The organism is Vibrio sp. 10N.239.312.D08, assembly GCF_041466145.1.
GTDB lineage: Bacteria > Pseudomonadota > Gammaproteobacteria > Enterobacterales > Vibrionaceae > Vibrio > Vibrio crassostreae_C.
In genome coordinates this window covers 1-20,724 of the sequence record NZ_JBFSSD010000061.1, presented here as the reverse complement: position 1 = coordinate 20,724, position 20,724 = coordinate 1, and the positions used below count along the sequence as shown (strand labels likewise).

Sequence of the window (20,724 nt, the reverse complement as noted above, 5' to 3'; positions counted from 1 at the left end):
AGTGATAAATACACATCTGCATACATTATTAATGTGATCGTGATCGGCTAAATAAGGGCTATCTTCCCATAGTATGCTTACTTGATTTTAAGTGAGGCTAAATCCGGTTGCGTTCAATTACGTAATTTGGCTTTAGAAATAGTATGAGTACATTAGTCGCGATTTCATTAACAACAGGTATTTTGTCAGGTCTATGGGGATGGATTGCTATCTCTTTCGGCTTATTGTCATGGGCAGGTTTCTTAGGTTGCACCAGTTACTTTGCTTCGCCAACAGGCGGCGTTAAAGGACTTGCAGGTAGCCTATTGACCAACATGACTGGCGTATTCTGGGCAATGGTGATTATCGAAAGCTCAACCTTCGCAGGGTTAGAGATTTTAGGCTACATGATTACTGCTATTGTGGCTTTCTTTATGTGTATTCAAGCGAAACAAGCGTGGCTAGGTTATATCCCAGGCACCTTCATTGGTTGCTGTGCGACGTTTGCTGCAGGTGGTGATTGGCAACTTGTAGTGCCATCTTTACTGCTTGGTGGTGTATTTGGATACTTGATGAAAGCAACGGGGCTATGGCTTCACGAGAAATCGACTCAATCTTCGGAAGTTGTTGAACAACACGCTAAACAGGCAAAGGCTTAATTCGTTAGCCTAACCTTAGTTAGTCACTGTGAACTCTTGCAAGATAACCCCCAATTAATTTGTATATCGATTTATACAGGCACACCGTTTGGTGTGCCTTTTTTGGTTGAGGTGACTAGCTAAATATTTCATCAGTAGAGCAACTGATAGTATCTATAAGACAAATTATGCCTAGGTATTTCCGTTGGCCATGGTGATCACGCGTTTTAATGTCCACCTTAATAAAAGCGGAATGCATTCTTGTCCTTGATTCTCGCAATGAGAAACAATGGCAAGTGCAAGGTCAGGCTTTGCATGTTTCTTCAATACCTTGGCGACCACTTTCTTCGGAGGGATAGGGTGATCGTAAGGAATCTTAACCATGTCACGGAAAAAGCTCTCAAACCCATTCATATATAGATAATGCTCTATATCTTTATCAGGCAGTTCGGTGAGTCTGTGTCTTTCCTGATCATTACCGAGTTTCGATAACACTGTCGCGGCATATTTTTTACCCGCCGCATCGCCGTCAGTCACTACATGCCAATCAATGCCAAACTCTTGTGCAACCTTAATCAGCGCCTTAAGTCCTGATTGGGCGAACTCAATAATCTGCACACCTTCCGCTGCTAGGTTATAGCCACATTGGTTGGCAAGTTCATTGAACAACCAAACCTCGGTTTCACCTTCTACTAATAGCCAACAGCGAGCAAACAGCGCCCCTGAACGATGGAAACGGATATGAAAACCAATTCGTCGAAGTTCGTCTTTACTGAAGTGGTTCATGTTGAGTTGATTGGCGATGGTTTTATCTGACTGACGAACCAAGCGACGAATCGATTGAAGTGGGACCGCCGCAAGTAGGTCGCCACTGTTGGTGGTCAGGATTTTCTGCATGGGCAATTTCTGCATCAAGCTCCAAGCCCTTGCTAAGTGTGTTGGGTGCAGTCGACCTTCTGGATCTTCAAGGATCAAAAGAGGGCGCGCACATCGCCTTAAGTCGTTTGGCCCTTTAGCTTGTAGATAAGCGTTAAGTAACCCCATGAATAATAAGCGAGTTTGTTTGTTCTTGGTCTCTTCGACAAGTTGATGAATACTCTGATCATTGGCACCCGCAGAATAAAGCAATCCGTCTCGCTGTTTTCTAGGGTTACGACGAGAAGTACTTTTGAAAGAAAAATAGTGCTCAATCAGACTTTGCATCGACGCTAGGCTACTGCGCATTTCACCCTTATTAACATGTCCGGGTATCGCCATAAGGCGGCGGCAGGTGTTGTCGATGCGCTTTTCTATTCTTGCCTGACGGCCATTGCCATTGCCGTTGCTGGCGTTTCCATTCGTGCCATGACCATTGGTTGTGTGATTATGTCCGTTCCCATGCCCGTTATTTGGATTGTTGTTCCCATTTCCGTTTGCATTGTTAGCGTGACCGTTATTAGCGTGAACATTAGTCGGCAGGTGAGCATTGTGGTTGAGTGAATTTCCGTTGAAAGGGCGATCAAAGTGCCTTGCATCTCGTAAACGGATCACAGGATGTAAGGTCATTAATTCTTGAGCGAGCTTTTCTGAGTGATGGAGTTTGAGCGGATTACCGTCCAAACCAAGAAATGCATAGTGTGTTGTTGTCTCATACTGTTCTAACGTCGCGCTGATGCGATAGTAGATGCGAAATACGCCAAATTCATCTTGAACCCAAATAGGTTTGAGTTTGCGATAACGACCTGCGTTAAGTTCGCTCTTATCGTTAGCTTTTAAAGCGAGAACAATTTGAAGATGTTGAGACTGCGGGTGTGAAACAGAGTAATCGACATGAAAATCGGTCATTTCAAAGTGATATGGCACACCGTCTGAGGGCAGAATGACGGAAAGGGCATCCAATAATGAAGACTTACCCCAAGTATTTTCACCAATAAGCGTGGTTAGCTCGTCAAACGCGAGTGACATGCGCTTGATACCTCGAAAGCCAGAAATCTCGATTCTTTCTAGTTGCATAGGCTTACTCCTAACGGAAGGCTCTGCTAATTATTTGAAAGCTAACAGATATCTTTAATCATAATCGAAAAATCCAAATCCGGTATGCTCACCTGTCACAAAACCCGTTGTTTATTAATACGGTGCAAAATGAGATTTTTGATCTATCTCGAGTATTTTTTTGCAGTGCAGTTTCATAAAATTCACGATTCTGTCATGATTCTCGACCTAGTATGAAGGGACAAAGAGAGAAGAAAATATGACTAAAAAGAATAAGCCGACAAAAATAGTGTTGGCACACATCAACGACACCCACTCATACTTTGAACCAACCTCGTTACAGCTATCACTTAAAATGAACAACCACATCATTGAACCTTATGTCAGTGCTGGTGGCTTTGCTCGAATTTCAACACGCTTCAAACAAATAGAACAAGATGCCCAGCGTCAGAAGGTTGGAACCTTGTTCTTGCACGCTGGTGACTGCTTCCAAGGCACGTTGTACTTTTCCTTATTCAAGGGAAAAGCCAATGCCGATTTGTTGAATGCCCTTAATATAGATGCCATGACGCTCGGTAATCACGAGTTAGACATGGGTAATGAGCCCGTTGCGATTTTCGCGAAAAGAATCAAATTCCCGCTGTTGGCCGGTAACTGGAATCTATCGAATGAGGATATCAATAAAACTCATACGCTAGCGGACAACGACATTGTTAAGCCTTATCTGACGGAAACACGAAGTGCTTCTTTTATAACGAAAGAGTTTGATGGCGAGAAGGTCGCAATATTCGGCTTAAGCATCGACAAGATGGCAGGCATCGCTAACCCAGATATCGATACACCGTTTGAAAATGCTTTGGAAACAGCAAAAGGGACCATTGAGCAAATCCATCAAGCAGGTATCAACAAGATTGTGTTACTTAGCCATCTTGGTTACGAAGCTGATTTAGAGTTAGCAGCCAACGTAACAGGTATTGGTGTCATCGTTGGTGGTCATAGTCATCGCTTACAAGGTGATTTCTCTGATATCGGCTTAGTTAAAGATGATGAATACGGTGTGAAAATTGGCGATACCTATGTTGTGCAAGCGGGTTTCCACGCCATGAGCTTAGGACACTGCGAAATCGAGTTCGATTCTCAAGGCAAAGTGACGCACTTCAATGGTAAAAACGAACTGTTATTAGGCCGTCGACTCTTTATAGACGCGAAACTGAGTGAAGTAGGGCAAGACGATGCCCACGATATGGCGTGTGAGTTTTTAAACAATCACCCTAATATTGCAGTGTGTAAGAAAGATCCTGAGCTGCAGAGCATTCTGACGGATAAATACCAGCCGCGAGTTCGAAAGCTTCAGCAACAAGTGATTGCTCATGCAGACACTAAACTTCGCCATGTACGTATTCCAGATGCTAAAGGCCCGAGTCAACTAGCCCCCTTGGTTGCTCAATCATTTCACCATCTAATGAACAAGAAAGGGCATCAGGTTGACTTTGCCATTCACAACGCCGGTGGTGTAAGAAATTCACTGAACAGCGGCGATGTCTCTGTTGCCGATATTGCCGGAAAACTACTACCGTTTGCCGTACCTATTGGTGTGTATGAAGTAAAAGGTGAAACGATCGCTGGCATGCTTGAAGGTGCAATCAATAACGCGATTGATAATGGTGTCGTGGGCACAGGTTCAGGTAGCTTTCCTTATACACATAATTTGAGGTTTTGTTACCACAAAGAAGCGCCTATAGGACACAGGATTCACCATCTAGAAATTCACTCTGATGATTCAGGTTGGCAAGCTGTTTCTCGCAACCGTATTTACCGGGGCGCGTCGTCAGCCTATACAATGAAAGGCAAAGAGGGCTATAACGCTGTGTTGGATATGATCGGTGATGGCACGGTCACCACTGACTCTATGGCAGACTGCTTCATCGAGTTTCTGCAAGACCACCCAGAGTCGCTTCACCTCAATGAACCGTTGAATTGCATGGAGTGTTTTAGATAACTAAAGCTGATACTGATATTTAACACTATTACTTTGGGTTATTTATAAAATTGGCATTGTTTATGCTTTATCTCTGCAGGTCGCCTTCTTGTGGAGATATGCATGGATAAGAAAGATTGGTTAGATGCGGTAGCGGTTGTCGGTTGGGTATCAGTTTGGTCAGCGTTAGTGTATTTAATACCTGCCGCAGGGCTGTAAATTGCTCTTTTTGCAACTTCATTACGCAGTGCAATAGTGTGTTTGACTTGCGAATTTATTCTTAGAATCAATTCGCGTGTCTATTTGACAAAGTGGCATCAATCAGAAAGGAGCGTTTGCTCCTTTTTTGCTTTTTCCGTGCAAATTTATATAGACGAAACACAACCAGAGGATTATTATCCACGCGTTTGGGGAGTAGTTAGCGCAAGTTTACATATCGTCATCTCGTTAGGCCAAGAGTCTATCCGGTATGTAAAAGTGAAATCCCATATTTCACTTCAACGAGACCAACGCAATCACAGTCAAGATCCGTAATGGAGCTTGATATGCTTTGTTTGCGGAAGGTCTTTGTACAGTTCTTCCGCCCGGAGGAATAATGAACTCAACTCAATCTCTATTATCTACCAATAGTGAATCCTTTTTTTCATCGCCAATCATGACGACTTATGCGGGCTTTTTCCTGCTAACGGTTATTCTCGTCTCTATTGATATCTATCAGACTCGTGGCGGTAACGTTACTATCAAGAAAGCGGCAATCTGGAGTGTTTTCTGGTTTGTACTTGCGTTTTTGTTTGCTGGCTCGATTTACCTATTTTGGGACATTTATGCGCCGAACAGTGACTACACAGCGCAAAAAGCAACCGTGTCATTCATTACGGGTTACTTGTTAGAAAAATCCCTTAGCGTAGACAACTTGTTTGTTTTTGCGATGATCTTTGCTCAATACCAAGTTCCTGAGCATCTAAGACCTCGTGCGCTTCTTTGGGGCGTAATTGGTGCATTGGTGCTTCGTGCAATTATGATCGCACTAGGCGCACAGCTATTGGCGGAATATCACTGGGTGCTTTACGTGTTCGCTGCGTTCTTGATTGGTACAGGTATTAAGCTGGCATTAGACAAGGGCGAAGAGGAGAGTGTGAATACTCTGCCTGAAAAGCTACTTCGTAAAGTGATGCCGGTAACAGAGGACTTCCATGGCCCTGCATTAATGGTTAAACAGGGTGCTAAATGGGCATTCACTCCAATGATGTTGGTCATCGGTGCGATCGCAGTCATGGACGTGATGTTTGCATTAGACTCTATCCCTGCGATCTTTGCGGTAACACAAGAACCGTTCTTGGTACTTGCGGCTAACGTGTTTGCGTTACTTGGTCTTCGCTCGTTGTATTTTGTACTGCAAGGTATGATGGACAAGTTCATCTATTTGAAACCCGCGCTTTCATTCATCATGGTGTTCATTGGTGTGAAAATGCTTCTGGTTGATAGCGAGTGGGCTATCCCAACTTACTGGTCATTGGCGGTATTGGTTTTTACGATGACGATTGCGGTTATAGCGTCGGTTTATGCGAAGAAGCCAGGCATTGAACAAGTAAATTAAAAACAAATATAACTTATCGAAAAGTCGATAATGAACACGTGGCTGATGAAGTGGAAAATTTATTTATGTAAATTTTCTGTGACATTGGCCACTGTTGTTTGCGGGGTATTTGTACTAAATGCATGATTTAAACACTATATTGAATTTGTAATCACATAATCTGCATATCTATTTTGTGGCATTGTTAATGGTTTGTTTTATTAGAAAAACTAATCCCACAATCTAATTTTAGTCATTTTTTAACCTGCAAAAGATCACCTATTATTCTTGTCATCAGAACGAAACACATTAATAAATTTATAGAGAGGCAATCATGGCTCAAGCAGTACAAATGAATACTATCGCTGTTCCTAACTCTATGGATAAGAAAACCTACTCGGTTAACTTCAAAGGATTGATTGCACACATTTTCGATATTCTTTTCGTAGACAACTCTCCACGTAGTTACTACGCAAGCGACCTATCTGGTCACATGCAACGCGATATCGGTATTAACCGTTAATCTCAGCGTTAACATGTAAATATAGAATTTTAAGAAAACGCCAGCTTCTAAAGCTGGCGTTTTTGTATCTGAAATAAACTCAATCTCTTCGTAAACTAAGCACCTGAAAGAAAAACCTAGGCATAACGGTCTGTATTTGAGCGCCATTCAATTCGCTTTGTACAAGGATCTCGGTATGTCACACGCCAAACGCAATTCATCATTGATTAAACTTTGTTTATTTGCCTTACCGATCGGCTTCTATTCCTCAGTGTCGCTTGCACAAACCTGGAGTAATGAAGGCCAGCCCGCACAGGTTATCGAGCTCTTCACCTCTGAAGGTTGTTCAAGTTGTCCACCTGCTGATCAGTACCTCAGTACTTTTGAAGACCATCCAAAACTTTGGACACAAGTTATTCCTCTCGCTTATCACGTCGACTATTGGGACTACCTCGGTTGGGGGGATAAGTTCGCGAGCAAGGCGTTCAGTCAGAAGCAACGACTGTATAAAGCTTACGGCTTAACAAGTGGGGTTTACACGCCGGGCTTTGTTGTCGATGGAAAAGAGTGGCGCGGTTACTTTAACTGGTTAGACAGAACGTTACCTTCTCTTAAACAACAAAATAACCCCAAGCTAACGGTCAACCATAAAGGCGATACGTTCAGCGTAAGTTACGAAGGCAAAGGTGATTATGTGGCACATATCGCTCTATTGGCGATGAACGAAGTCACAAGTGTAAAAGCTGGTGAAAACAGAGGTAAGAAGTTAGAGCATGATTTTGTCGTAGTGTACGATGGCTACCAACGTGGTGAATCTGAGTGGCAATTCAATGTGGACTTTGATCCGCTAGTCGCTTCGCCAGACGCAGTCGCTGTCTGGTTAACCGCACCTAATTCGTACGCACCTGAACAAACGGTAGCAGGTTGGCTGAACTAACTGCAACCCACGACAATTGTGTAGCTGGAATACTCTTAGACGAAGTTGGTACGGCGAGTATCGAGGTTCTCACATCGAAAACTTCGCTTCTGACGGATATTAATCAGTGAAATAGAAGCGAAAGGGCGATTTAGTTACGTAATACTGCTGAAATACGTTAATATAGCGCGCTATTATTTTAGCTTTGAGTTCCTGCAATTAATGACTAACACCACTACACCAACCAACTTCTCTGATCTTGGCTTAATCTCTCCTTTGATGGCTCGTTTATCTGAGCTTGAATACCAACAGCCAACGCCTATCCAAGCGCAAGTTATTCCAAGTGTGTTAGCAGGACGCGATTTAATTGCAGGCGCAAATACCGGTTCAGGTAAAACCGCAGCATTTGCACTTCCACTGTTACAAAAGATTCATGAAGATGCCCCTCTGGACCGTCGTTCAGGCAAAGGTAACTTTGTTTCTGGCCTTATCTTGGTTCCTACTCGTGAACTTGCTAAGCAGGTGGCTGACAGCGTTAAATCTTACGCTGTGCATTTCAATGGCGCGATTAAAACGGTTTGTGTGTTTGGTGGTGTATCGGTAAACACTCAAATGCAGGCGCTACGTGGCGGCACTGATATATTGGTGGCAACACCGGGTCGTCTGCTTGACCTTATTTCGAGCAACGCTATCAAACTAGATAAAGTGAAAACGTTAGTGCTTGATGAAGCTGACCGAATGCTAAGCCTAGGTTTTACCGAAGAACTTGATGCAATCTTGAAGCTCTTGCCGAGCAAAAAACAAACCTTGTTGTTCTCTGCAACTTTCCCGGAGCAAGTTAAAACGCTGACTCACGAACTTCTAAGCGATCCAATTGAAGTTCAACTTCAAAGTGCCAATGCGAGCACACTGGTTCAACGTGTATTCGAAGTAGAAAAAGGTCGCAAGACAGCGTTACTCGCACACCTAATTCAACAACATGAATGGCGCCAAGCTCTGATCTTCGTTAATGCGAAGAACAGCTGTGAGCACCTAGCAGACAAGCTTTACAAGCGCGGTATCATCGCAGAAGTATTCCACGGCGATAAAGGGCAAGGTTCACGTACTCGTATCCTAGAAGATTTCAAATCTGGCGAGATTGACGTTCTGATCGCGACAGACATCGCGGCACGTGGTCTGGATATTGAGAAGCTACCAGTAGTAATCAACTTTGACTTACCGCGTAGCCCATCAGACTACATGCACCGTATTGGCCGAAGTGGTCGTGCGGGTGAGGTTGGTCTTGCGTTATCTTTGATCGACCATGAAGATTACCATCACTTCACAATCATTGAGAAGAAGAACAAAATCCGTCTTGAGCGTGAGCAAATTGAAGGTTTTGAAGTGGATGAAGAAGCTACAGCTGAACTTGTTGCTGCATTAAAACCCGTTGCGCCACCGGCCGGTACTGGCAAGAAGAAAAAGAAGAAGAAAGCTCCAAAAAACCAAGATGTGTGGCTGAACAACAACTGATCTTGAGTCAGCAAGCCATATAAATCAATAAGTAATAGACATTCAAAAGGTGCTTAATTGCGCCTTTTTTGTGTCTGTAGGGCTGGGATTTGAGTCGTTAATAAACGACTGTTGCAGTGTTAAACAACCCGATAAGCCGTTCGAAGGATAGCGTCCTCCATAAGAGATTCGGCGATTTAACGCTTTGCTCATAACCTGTTCGGGTTTTGAGCAATTGGGTAACCGCGTGAAGACCTCGATTAAACAATTAGTGCTGGCCACTTCATTTTTCCTGTTTACCCAACACTCTTCTAGTGCTGCTGAATTTGAGGTTAAAGGGGTTAATAAAACTCTCACCGAAAATGTAGAATTATATTTAGAACCTTTAGCCGATGTTCCTGCATCACAGCTATCGAAAACGAAGCTATCTAAACGTATTCAAGATGCACTCAACCCTTATGGTTATTATCACCCACAGCTCGATATCGACCTCAATGATTCTGATAACGTGATCATTAACATCGATTCTGGTCCTGTCATGCGCATCGCAGAATCGATAGTAAAAATAACAGGTGAAGCTAGCCTAGATGCGGAGTTCATCAATATACTCAATCAAAGCAAGTTAGGCTCAGGTTTAACTTTGTCTCACCAAGAATATGACCAAACTAAGCGTGCGATTTTCTCTTTAGCAAAGCGGAAAGGTTATTTTGACGGCAGGTTTATCGAGTCAAAGATTGAAGTTATTCCTAGCGAGAACATCGCGAATATACACTTGTATTTTGCAAGTGGTCCACGCTACAAGTTCGGTTCTATAAGTATTCCTGATGATGGGGTTGACCCTACTCGTATCGAGAAAATACCCACCTTTAAAAAAGGTGATGACTTTGACACCATCAAGTTAGGTGAACTGCAATCTGATTTGTCAGACACTCAATGGTTTCGAAGTGTCATCGTACATGGTGACTTTGACAAACTTGATGACAACCTAGAAGTTCCAATTGAAATCATTGCCGAGCCAAGTTCTCGAAATATCGTGCAGGTCGGTGGCGGCTATTCTACTGATCTCGGTTTACGCGCCTCTCTCAGTTGGTCAAAGCCTTGGTATAACCGGAGAGGCCACAGCTTTGAAACACAGACATATTTGTCTGAACAGGAGCAATCACTTCAGTTGGGGTACAAAATCCCCACAGAGAAAGTCACAACGGATTACTTTGGTATTCAGTTTGAATCGAAACGAATTGATCATCGAGACACCAATAGCTTTACAAACGATCTTAAGTTCGAACGTTACTGGCAATTAGACAGTGATTGGCAAAGCACCATTTATGTCAAATACTTGCACGAACAGTACCGTCAGGCGTCTGAGGAAGAGCAATCGCAATTACTGTTACCTGGCATCAGTTTTTCTCAGGTTGATCGTAAAAATGATCAGTTGGAGCTCAATCATCGACACATCTATTCTGTCGAGTATTCTGACCCTAGTCTGTTCTCTGACTCAAGGCTGTTGCGGTTGGAAGGAAACAGTGTCCTTTCATGGGATATTAGTGACAGGCAGAAGCTCCATTTCCGCTCCAACGTAGGCATCAACATTGCCAAATCATTATCTGATGTGCCGTCGTCACTGCGGTATTTTGCTGGTGGCGATGGAAACCTGCGAGGTTATGGTTACGAATCTATCTCCCCTAGAGACGAGAATGGTGAACTAACGGGGGCACGTTATATGTTAACTGCTGGGCTCGAATATCAGCATCAAGTCTATCGTTCAATTTGGTTGGGCGCATTTCTTGATGTGGGTGATGCATTTGATCAACAAGCGGATTGGAAGCGTGGGACGGGCGTGAGTTTGATTTGGAACTCACAGTTAATGCCAGTTAAGCTCGATTTTGCTTACGGCTTAGATGCGCCTGAAGGCGACGAATTTCGTATTCATTTTTCCTTGGGTACTCAATTCTGATTTTTGTACGCTGTTTATGCACTCGCGAGGATGCGAACCATCTAATAGGATTCAAGTAAATCGAAAGAGCGTAATAACCTTTGTGCTTTAGCAAACACAAAGGTAAAAACAATGAAAAAGCTACGATTCGGTGTATTTGGTAATATGGGCCCTGAAGCAGATGCTCTGTTCCAAGATATCGTCGCCAAGAAAGAAATTGAACACGGCGCACTTAAAGACTAAGACCACATGGCCATGATAGTGGTGAAAAACTCAGATATCCCCGATCGATCTGAAGTGATTAACGAAGGCGGTACCGATCCTGTGCCTGAACTGATTGAGTCAGCGTGCATTTTAGAACATGCCAATGTTCAGTTTGGCGTAATGACCTGTAACACCGCTCATTACTTTAGACCTGAGGTTCAAAAGCACACCAACGTTTATATCGTCGACATGCTTCAAACCACCGTTGATCAAATCAAAGAGCAGAACTCTGAATCTGTTGTTGGTATTTTATGTACCAACGGCACATACAATTCGGGAATCTATGATCGTTACCTAACGGACGCGAATCTGGTGTTCGTTAAGCCAGATTCCTTTGAGCAAGAGCATAACGTGCATAGTGCTATCTATGGTGAAGTAACCGGTGAGATGACAGAGTGTGGACAAGCAATCCGAGAAACCAACGGGATCAAAGCGGGCGAGTTTGAGCGTAATGCCGCACTGCTTGCTGTAGCGATTCAATCCATCGTAGAGAAGGGCGTTGATACGGTTATTTGGGGATGCACGGAACTTCCTTTGGTTAGAAAGCAACTTGAAACAGCATTTCCAACAGTCACTTTTATTGATCCTATGGAAGCGGTAGCTGAGCGTGTCGTTGATATTTACCGTCTCGCTGAGCAATATGTGGAGCGTGGACATGTGGATTACAACATTAATGATGTTAATTCGATCTTCACAACGCTTGATATGGTGAACTACGTAGCCCAAAGAGCGATGACCTACCGTCTATAAGCTCAAATACGTGTATTTGAAACATGAGAAAGCCGCGAATTACGCGGCTTTTTTACATTTGGACTGGAGAAAATTAAAAATTAAGATTCGAAGCTGAACACTTAAAGCTCGAACTCGCCATTCATTTTTCGAAATAACCAATCAGGTACCTTGTTCCATGAACTGTAGTTCGGGTTCTTAGTATGGATTTGTTCCTCTGAAGCCCAGATGGTGTCACCTGATTGTTCTCGCGACACAGCCCAGAACAACTCCTCTTTCTGACGTGTTAAGTAGTGTGTCACTTGCTTCGCAAACTCTTCACTGTCAACCAACACCCCAAACTCAACGTTGAGAAAGTCTGATCTTGGATCGAAGTTAGAAGAGCCAATATAGGTGACACGCTCATCTAAAATTACTGTCTTGTTGTGGTAGTAGGTATCAACATGAAAGTAGTGATCATCATTGATCGCTTGGCTTTTGTACTCATAGATACTTACGCCCTTGTCGAGTAGAGTCTCACGGTGTTTTTCGTAATACGCAGGCACAAAGCCCGAATCATTAGAAGCCGATGAATTCGTCAGTAAGGTGACTTCGGCTTCGCTCTCTCTAAGTGCATCGACGAATACAAACTTGTTATCGCTTGGCACCATATAAGGCGTAGAAATAATAACCTTAGAAGGTGTCGGTACTTTTTGCTTCATCAAGTGTTCAATACGTTGGCGAAAGTAGGGCTTGTTGTCATTGAGTTTCTCCAGTGAGTCAAATACCGGCGTGACAGAGGCTGAAATGAACTTCGGTTGGTTTAAGCTCTTTATCTGCCTTTCGACTTCAGACGTGATCAATGCTTGATTCTTTTCAACTTTGTTCAACGCTTTGGTGAACGCTTGGTATTGCTCTTTCTCTTTGATTTTAATGCGTTCTTGAATTGGCACTACATGCTCACTGTTCCACAACGCTTGGTAGTTTCGGTCGAAAGCAGCAATCACGTCGCCTTTAAACAGCACATCCATATCAAAGAAGTTGGCACTTTCGCTGTAGCCAAAGTAGTCATCACCGATGTTGCGCCCACCGAGGATCATCGATTGGTGATCAACGTTAAAGTATTTCTCATGCAGTCGATTATCTAACTGTTTTTGATGAGTAGAGAAGTTGAGCGCACGACCAATCCAGCCAGCTTTACGTGACTCAAAAGGGTTGAACAGTCGAATCTCAATATTGGCGTGTGAGTCCAACTCCGCAAGCCATTTGTCATTGAATACCAACAAGTCATCCAGTGTGAGGCGCACGGCCACATCGCGGTCAGCGGCGTGTTTCAGCTCGTTTAACAGCATCAGACCCAGAGTGTCGTTTTCCCAAGAGAAGTAAGTCATATCAATCGAGTGTTTTGCTTGGCGAACCAGATCAATGCGGCGCGCAAAGGCTTCAGGCGCACTCGGGATCAAATAGACTTCGGCTTGATGTTCTGTGCTTTGCCAGTTAGCTTCGAAGTCAGGTTCAACATCGGGGTAAGGTTGGGCACATCCTGTGACCAAAGCAATCAACATTATTGTGCATGCTGTTTTTAGTTTGCTAAGTGTCATAACTAACCTGCGTTTAAACATAAAATTTGGATATAGAAACGGCCAGCGAGCTGGCCGTTAAAGTAGGAAGGGTGTTGAATATGTTTAGTTTAGGTACCAGTCCCAAGGCATAAGACCTTGCTCTGCTAGACCCGTTAAGCGACCTTCACGAAGCTTAGGATCAACACCTGGGTTTGTGACATAGTCCCAGTCGAAGGTAGTGCTGTTGTCGCTGAATCCTGCACCATCAATGACAAGCACATTGTCGGTAGCATCGCTGTACTGGTAGCTCTGGAACAATTCATCGCTAAACCATAGGCGTGACATTTCGTTCATAAGGGCTTTATCTTTGCTTGATGGATTTACTTCGCTTCCATCAAAACGTACAGCTTTGTTGAACATAAATGGCAGTTCTGAACCGTTACATGCACCGCTGATGCAACCAATCGTTTTGAATAGATCAATGATTGACAGTTGGTCGTATTCGCCCGTTTCTTCATTTAGACCTGTTTTATAGTTCCACATGTTGAAGCTTGGTTTGTGCTCAAAGTGGTATAGCGTTGCTTCTACTCCGCTGTTTGCTGCCATATGACGAGCTGGACCATTGAACAAGGTGTCATTTAGTAAGGTTTTAAATTGCTTCATGTTGTCAAGAGCACCACCTAAGCTAGATTCTGAGTTAGGGTAGAAATCAGTTAGAGATAGAATATCTTGGGTTTGTTGGTGGCTCGTGATATCAACAATGTCGACCAAGCAACCTACGGTACCTGTGATGTCACTGGTATCAATGCACTTAGTCATTTCAAGTAGATCACCTTCTAGCTTGGCACCATAAAATAAGCTCGTTACTGCGCTGTACGCACTGCTTGGCAATACAAGATCTGCTGAAACTTCATCACTTGCTTGCTCAGATAGTTTTTGTTGCAGAAGAACGATGTTGTTTTCATCTTCTAACCAGTTAACCATAGCTAGAGCTAGCTTTGTTGGATCTTCGTTAGTAAGCAGTTCAGGTTCATCATTTGTTAATAACTCGATGACCGTCGGGATTAAGAACGTAGCGCTAAATAGCATGCCAAAGCTGTTCGCTTCATGTGCATTTTCACCTAGGACAGTTGGTACTGAGAAGCCTGCTTTCATTGGTGACTCTGCTGATTCGCTACAGCTACCAAGGAGACTTGTTTTTTCACACAATATGTATGGAGCAAAAGGCATCAGGTTTGACATTGGCGTCTCATCTGCGGCTGGGCTCAGAATTGGGATTTGCAAAGAACCTAACAACCAATTTTTTAGCTGTTCAATACCATCCAAAGCTGTTTCTTGCGACGCCATGATCTCGTCGACCGAAGTGTCTGCATCAAAGTTATTGTTGCGGCTCTTAGCAACGTCATAACTTGGATACTCGAACCCATAAGGGTTGCTTTGCATGATTGCACGTTGGAAATATTGACCTGCGATATCGTCATCTTGCTGCAAGAAACCAATAGACATAGCACCAGAGCCTTGACCCATAACGGTTACGTTTTGAGCGTTACCACCGAAGTCGGTAATATTATTGTGTACCCACTCCAAGGCACGCTTCTGGTCACCTAGGCCATAGTTGCCATCTTTGTAAGCGCCTTTAATCCATTGAGTACCTAACTGACCAAGACGGTAGTTAAAGCTTACATAGATGAAAGGCTTACCATCGTCGCTTCCTTGAGCAACCACGGTATCACCTTGGATGAGCGGCTCTGCACCAGAACCGTATTCGAAATCACCACCGTGGATGAATACATAAACCGGTAGATCTGCATCAGCATCTACGCCTACTGGGCGCCAGATATTGAGGTTAAGGCAGTTCTCATCTTGTGTTTGTGTTGTCGTTTTTAGTTGAGGACAAGCATAACCGAACTGAGTCGCATCCAAAGTACCTTCAACAAGGTTTACAACTTCACTGGGTTTAAAGCGCTGAGCCTCTGCATATTGAATCCCTTTGAAAGATTCAACAGAAGCCAGTTTGTCGTCTTCGGTATTAGACGTAATCACCAGCTCTTCTTTAGACGCTGTGATCATCGCGTCGCCGATTTGAGTAGTAAACGTTTCAGCAGGGGCAGGTACGAGAGGTTCAGGTTTATCTGGCTTTGGAACCGTTGGTTCAACGTCTGTGTCACAGCCAGCAAGAGCGGCCGCAATAGCGAGTGCGATGAGAGAACGATATGCAATAGTCATAAAAAATGTGTCCACAATAGAATTCGGTAAAATAACGAACCGCGCATCGATACCGTCAAACCTGTAGATCCATAAGGTGATGGCTCCGTCTTTGGAGCATTTGACGTTGTGTTTCTTCGTGTGTTATCTACTGGATAACCAACGTTGGCGCGTTTTCATTTGTATGATGTCGACCTAATACAACGTAGGTTCACATCAGAAATTTGGTTAGATTTAGTCTAAAAGCGATAGCCAAGGTTCAATGTCACAGCCGAACGAGTTTCACCTTTGTTGTACAACACGGTCATGTTGTAATGCTTGCCAATCTGTTTGTTGACTCCGGTTAAAAATGCCCACTGGTTAATGTCGACACCAACGTCGTAATCAAACTCAATATCGTCTGTCTTTACAGTACCTTGCATACGTGAATCTAAACCTTGGTATTCAGCACCAACGAAGAATTGAGCGCGATAATCAACTAATTGGTAGCCCAACATTGGCTGAATCGTGACAATGCCGTCACCCCAATCATCCATCCCTTTCAGACGGGTTTGTGAATAGGTGCCGGTCACTGAGGCAAAGAACTCTTTGTAACCAACAGATAATGTTGTACCCGCACCGCGTAAGTCATATTCGAGATGGAGTGGTACATTTAAACGCCCACTATTACACAGTGCTGATACGCCCTCGCACAGTTTGTCGCCTAGACCAGGTAATTTGTTATTGAGTTTATCTTGTAGATATTCTCCCGCAGCGCCGGTATAAGAGGCGTCAATATTCGCATCAACGTTTACCTTTCCTACGTACCCGAATACATTCCAGAATGGCAAGATATTTACGTCGCCGCGTATCGAAACACTTTCCGCTTTGACCGTCGCAACACTGTCTTCCGGGTCGAATAGGTCATTCAAGCGCACACCGCTAATGACGTAATCGGTCATAGGAAGGTTCATGTCTTGATTGCGATAAGCAACTGAAACACCGAATGGTAATGGCAAATCGATACCTTGACGACGCACCATGTCACCCATTAAAGGGAATACTCGATCTAACTTAACACTCGCTTCTTGCATACGAGGATCTGAAACTTCTTTTAGACGCTCTTCATGCAGGACATTAACGCCGTTGTCGTCTTCATAAATTGCGACGGGTTCAGTTACAGCGCTCATGGTCATCGGTTTCGTTTTAGACGTACCCTCGATGTTAGTTGTCTTACGTTCAATAACGACTTTACCAGAGTCTAACGTTTGGAAATCAATCACTTGGTAATAGGTATCGACTTTTGACTTACCAAGATTAAATGGCTTGTCGTTGGTGATTACCATGCGTTTTGGTGTGCCGCCTACAAGTTCAATATCAACATTCAAGAAACGGAAATAGGCGATGTCTTGTGGTAAGCCGTATTTCGAATAGTTGAAGCTAATGGTCACGTCGCCGTTGTCTTTTTCATTGACTTTCACTGACGATGGATCGAAGCTTTCTGCATAATTTCTTAGTCGATACTCAGTGCGCGTAAACTCTTCAATTTCATCGATCAGTTTTTCGTTTTCATCCAGCTCTTGCGGGTTGTATTTGACGCGCAGGTCGATGTTGCCTTTGCTGTCTGTGTTTTTTATCAGATAGACGCTTGAGTCACGAACCTCATCGCCAATTTGTATGGTTCGATGTGCGTGTTCAACTAGGTGTTCGCCCTGTACGAGCGAACTGATTGCTAGCTTTGGTAAATCATGACTGATGCCATATTTGTCAAATAGTGCTCGACCTTTTTCCATAACTTCGCTGTAAGTCTTGGTTTCTGCCGCAGACGCAAAATTGGGGGTGGTAAGTAATAGGGCGATCGCTAACACAGAAAGAGTATGGGTCTTACAGGCGCTGGTGCGTATTTCAAAAAAACTCATGACGGTTCCCACGCTGAGTAGCCTCAAACCTTCGAGACTCAAACAGTCGATGTAATACTGAACGTCGTGTTCAGTTGTTATGTATTTATCCGTTAGGATTGTTAGTGTGAATGTCGCGACTAAAAATGCATTGCGTCAATCAATGAGAGGATTTTAAGAGGAGGTGGCAGATCGCGTTAATCGCTTTTGATGGACGCTATCCTCACTTAGTAATAATTAGCGTTAATCAATTGATTTATAATGATTTTCAATAGATAAAAAAACGGCCTGTGAAGTAAAAATACTTGGCAGACCGTTTTTTTGTTGTGAGTTGTTAAGCGCATTTAGTTCTAAGCAGTTACCCTCACTCTAAATAGATCAGTAAACAACTTCGCTATCATCAGAATAATCAAAATGTTTACGAGCATCAAAAGTGGCGTTTCAATTCCATAAACAGGTGTGAGGTTGAGCGCACCAGATGTGAGAACAACTAATAAGTTAATACCCAATATTCGGTGTACCATGAGCTTAGGTGTCGCGAACACTTTCCATATCACCATAATGTTAAGGAAGTAGAATAGTCCCAGCTCCCATAGTTCTGTCATTAATGGCATCACAAAGATGTATTGCAACAGAACCACCGACCCTGTACCCAACACACCATAAAAAGCGTCCTTAATAACGCTTGGTGGCATGGTCGGCACCATAGAAGAGAATACACCGGCTAACATAGGAAATATGAAACCACCTGGAACTGGAAGATAAATCCAAACCAACAGCGATGTGATAAACATCGACACGCCTTGCAGCACTTTGCGCCCATCTTCATTCAAATGTTCAACAAACGTGCGATGTGCATGATGCCAAGACACGTCTTTATGATCACCTATGACATTGAGTTCACCCTCAACAAGAGATTGTTCTGGTGTTAATACATCGAACGTCTTCAAGTTGTGAGTAAGAACTGCCCATTGGATATCTAAGTCTGATTCGCTGTTACTTTGTTTGAGTAATGTATCTTGGATATGTGCCATTTCATCGATACGCAAGCGCCATGTTTGGATGTTCTCTTTAAGGTGGTAGCTTCCGGTCAGTGGCAGATCTAAAAGTTGATACAGCTTATCAATATTCGCGGTGTTGCTTTCAAGTGCGGCAATGTCGATGTTGTCTGTTTTTTCCATCGCATCTAACAACGCTTGTTTACTGGTTTCGAAACGTTGTACAAAGTTGAGTTCAGTATTCACAGGCCACACGATGCGATACACAATAGAGAACACAACAACACCTAATAGTGTTTCTTGAAGTCTAAGTACAGCAAAGTGAAAGGTGGTTTGGTTATCAAACCCGCCCAGACAAGCAACAATCGAACACACGGTAAATCCTATTGAAAAGATGTAGCCGTATTTCTCGTCACTAGACATGAAAATACAAGTGCCTAAGAACACGGTAAGAAATGTTAGAAACAAAAATCGATCTTGTGAAAACATCGCAATGAGGAAAAAGGCATAACCGGTCCCTAACAAGGTTCCCATTAACCGGTTATGGCCTTTGTTTATTGAATGGGCGAAGCTCTCGTTCAATGCCATCACTGCGACGGCTATCGCAGCCCAATACGGTTTTTCCCAACCAAACCACAACGCTAGGCAGATTGCGATAACGATAGAGAGTGCGACTTTAATCGCGTCTTTAGTCGATGCAGTGAACATAAGAATCACCTAGCTATTTTTGATTATTTTGATCGAGGCAGTCATACCAACACGCAGTTGTACGTCTTCTGGTATTTTGTCTAACTTCACTTTGATAGGGATGCGTTGAGCTAGGCGTATCCATTGGAAGTTTGGATTCACGTTTGGCAATAAATCATTACCTGTGCTGCCGTCTTGCTTCGCGATACCAAAACCAATACTTTTGATATGTCCTTCTAGCTGAACATTGTTGTGCATCATTAAGGTCACATAAGCAGTGTCCTGAGCATCGACACCGACTAAATCAGTCTCTTTGAAATAACCTTCAATCCAGAAGCTATCTTCATCAATTAGCGCAACCACAGGTGAATTCGCGACAACTTGAGAGCCAACACGTAGGTTCAGATTGGTGATATAGCCGTTAGTAGGCGCATATACCTTGGTGTACTCAAGGTTGAGATGTGCTTCTTCTACGTTCGCTTTTGCCAGTTCGACATTTGCGGCGCTGGTTTCTACCGCGTTGTTCAAGTTGTTTAGTGTCAGCACGGGCACGGCACCGGGCGTTCTTTTCTCTAAATTCAACGCGCGTTGCTCTTCGTTTTTGGCTTTGGCGAGTAGGGCAAATGCTTGTTTTTGAGTCGCAAGTGCTTTTCTGTAGGTCGCCTTGTAAATACTCGGATCGATCTCAAAAAGAAGATCGCCTTTTTTTACCTTCGAGTTGTCTTCGACATGCACTTCAATGACTTGACCCGTGACTCGAGGTGTAATCGAGACGATATAAGCGCTGACTTGTCCGTCTCTGGTCCATGGGTTACTTGAGTACGACTGGTAATAGCTATAAACCACAGTTCCCGCAGCAGCCAATAATAAAAGTGTGATGAGATAACGTTTGATCACAGTAAGTGCCTCAAAAAATGGTAATAAAATGGCCGATAGCGCCAGTAAAAATCACGATCAAGCTCAGTTCTGCTATTGCAGGAAAGGCGACGTACTTATGAAGGCCAAACCGTGTCGCGATTGACCCTGTTAGCATTGTCAGTATGTAAGCCAGTGCGATAACCAATAACAGCGGTGGGAAGTAGACTTCATCCCACACAAGCTCATGCGGCATGGTATTCATGGTTCTGTTCTCTATTTGTTTGATGAATGCAACGGTAACGGAGTTCGATTTATTGTGATAATCGCTTATAGAGGATCGTACCCATCAAAATCCAACTTTATTCGGTGATTATGCCAACTGCCTCTTTGTTGAGAGCCGTAAGCCAGTAAAACAACGGTAGGTAGGTTGTCGTTCTTGAAGTGGAAACACTTAATTGAAATTGATTTCGAAAATCATCTACTTTTGCCGGTTTAAGATAAATATATTTAAACCAATCACTTAAGATGTAAATTGCACTTCAAAAACTATGCGAACAGTTAAAGTGATGATTTGATCCATC

General features: G+C 43.4%; 15 protein-coding genes. 8 read left to right on the top strand and 7 right to left on the bottom strand.

Going from position 1 to position 20,724, the window contains the following annotated elements:
• Positions 1 to 143 precede the first annotated feature (143 nt).
• Positions 144 to 638: a DUF1097 domain-containing protein gene (locus tag AB6D58_RS21930; RefSeq protein ID WP_017059817.1), complete on the top strand. Its 495-nt coding sequence runs from the start codon at positions 144 to 146 to the stop codon at positions 636 to 638.
• A gap of 171 nt (positions 639 to 809) precedes the next feature.
• Here the strand turns inward: AB6D58_RS21930 and AB6D58_RS21925 are convergent, their stop codons facing one another.
• Complete coding sequence (locus AB6D58_RS21925; RefSeq protein WP_372158470.1) at positions 810 to 2,609, bottom strand: ATP-dependent endonuclease; 1,800 nt, start codon at positions 2,607 to 2,609, stop codon at positions 810 to 812.
• 238 nt (positions 2,610 to 2,847) lie between these two features.
• Between AB6D58_RS21925 and AB6D58_RS21920 the strand changes: the two genes are divergently transcribed.
• From AB6D58_RS21920 to AB6D58_RS21890, 7 genes are all read left to right on the top strand, one after another.
• On the top strand, positions 2,848 to 4,587 hold the full coding sequence (locus tag AB6D58_RS21920) for a bifunctional UDP-sugar hydrolase/5'-nucleotidase (protein WP_372158467.1): 1,740 nt from the start codon (positions 2,848 to 2,850) through the stop codon (positions 4,585 to 4,587).
• Between the two features lie 574 nt (positions 4,588 to 5,161).
• A complete protein-coding gene (locus AB6D58_RS21915) occupies positions 5,162 to 6,163 on the top strand; it encodes a TerC/Alx family metal homeostasis membrane protein (protein WP_372158464.1) in 1,002 nt (333 codons plus the stop codon).
• A 313-nt stretch (positions 6,164 to 6,476) separates the two neighbouring features.
• Positions 6,477 to 6,665 (top strand): hypothetical protein, encoded by a 189-nt coding sequence (locus tag AB6D58_RS21910; protein WP_017059812.1) that lies wholly within the window; start codon positions 6,477 to 6,479, stop codon positions 6,663 to 6,665.
• A 175-nt stretch (positions 6,666 to 6,840) separates the two neighbouring features.
• Entirely contained in the window at positions 6,841 to 7,581 is a 741-nt protein-coding gene (locus tag AB6D58_RS21905) for a DUF1223 domain-containing protein (RefSeq protein WP_372117202.1), read from the top strand.
• Between the two features lie 201 nt (positions 7,582 to 7,782).
• Positions 7,783 to 9,072, top strand: coding sequence for a DEAD/DEAH box helicase (locus tag AB6D58_RS21900; protein ID WP_372158461.1), 1,290 nt, complete (start codon positions 7,783 to 7,785; stop codon positions 9,070 to 9,072).
• Positions 9,073 to 9,286: 214 nt separating this feature from the next.
• Positions 9,287 to 11,005: an autotransporter assembly complex family protein gene (locus AB6D58_RS21895; protein WP_102319724.1), complete on the top strand. Its 1,719-nt coding sequence runs from the start codon at positions 9,287 to 9,289 to the stop codon at positions 11,003 to 11,005.
• A gap of 228 nt (positions 11,006 to 11,233) precedes the next feature.
• Positions 11,234 to 11,998, top strand: coding sequence for an aspartate/glutamate racemase family protein (locus AB6D58_RS21890; protein WP_017070494.1), 765 nt, complete (start codon positions 11,234 to 11,236; stop codon positions 11,996 to 11,998).
• A 101-nt stretch (positions 11,999 to 12,099) separates the two neighbouring features.
• On the opposite strand, the gene AB6D58_RS21885 is transcribed toward AB6D58_RS21890, so the two are convergent.
• From AB6D58_RS21885 to AB6D58_RS21860, 6 genes are all read right to left on the bottom strand, one after another.
• Positions 12,100 to 13,557, bottom strand: a complete 1,458-nt coding sequence (locus tag AB6D58_RS21885; RefSeq protein ID WP_102393239.1) for a phospholipase D family protein — start codon at positions 13,555 to 13,557, stop codon at positions 12,100 to 12,102.
• Between the two features lie 84 nt (positions 13,558 to 13,641).
• Positions 13,642 to 15,744, bottom strand: a complete 2,103-nt coding sequence (locus AB6D58_RS21880) for a carboxylesterase family protein (RefSeq protein WP_102393240.1) — start codon at positions 15,742 to 15,744, stop codon at positions 13,642 to 13,644.
• A 218-nt stretch (positions 15,745 to 15,962) separates the two neighbouring features.
• The gene (locus AB6D58_RS21875) at positions 15,963 to 17,621 is read right to left on the bottom strand and encodes a hypothetical protein (protein WP_102393241.1); all 1,659 of its coding nucleotides are present in this window, start codon (positions 17,619 to 17,621) and stop codon (positions 15,963 to 15,965) included.
• A 329-nt stretch (positions 17,622 to 17,950) separates the two neighbouring features.
• Positions 17,951 to 19,306 carry an FUSC family protein gene (locus AB6D58_RS21870; RefSeq protein ID WP_102397843.1) on the bottom strand — a complete coding sequence of 452 codons (1,356 nt, stop codon included), beginning with the start codon at positions 19,304 to 19,306 and terminating at the stop codon, positions 17,951 to 17,953.
• Positions 19,307 to 19,315: 9 nt separating this feature from the next.
• The gene (locus AB6D58_RS21865) at positions 19,316 to 20,182 is read right to left on the bottom strand and encodes an HlyD family secretion protein (RefSeq protein WP_017059803.1); all 867 of its coding nucleotides are present in this window, start codon (positions 20,180 to 20,182) and stop codon (positions 19,316 to 19,318) included.
• Between the two features lie 10 nt (positions 20,183 to 20,192).
• Positions 20,193 to 20,405 carry a DUF1656 domain-containing protein gene (locus AB6D58_RS21860; RefSeq protein ID WP_017059802.1) on the bottom strand — a complete coding sequence of 71 codons (213 nt, stop codon included), beginning with the start codon at positions 20,403 to 20,405 and terminating at the stop codon, positions 20,193 to 20,195.
• Between the last annotated feature and the right edge of the window lie 319 nt (positions 20,406 to 20,724).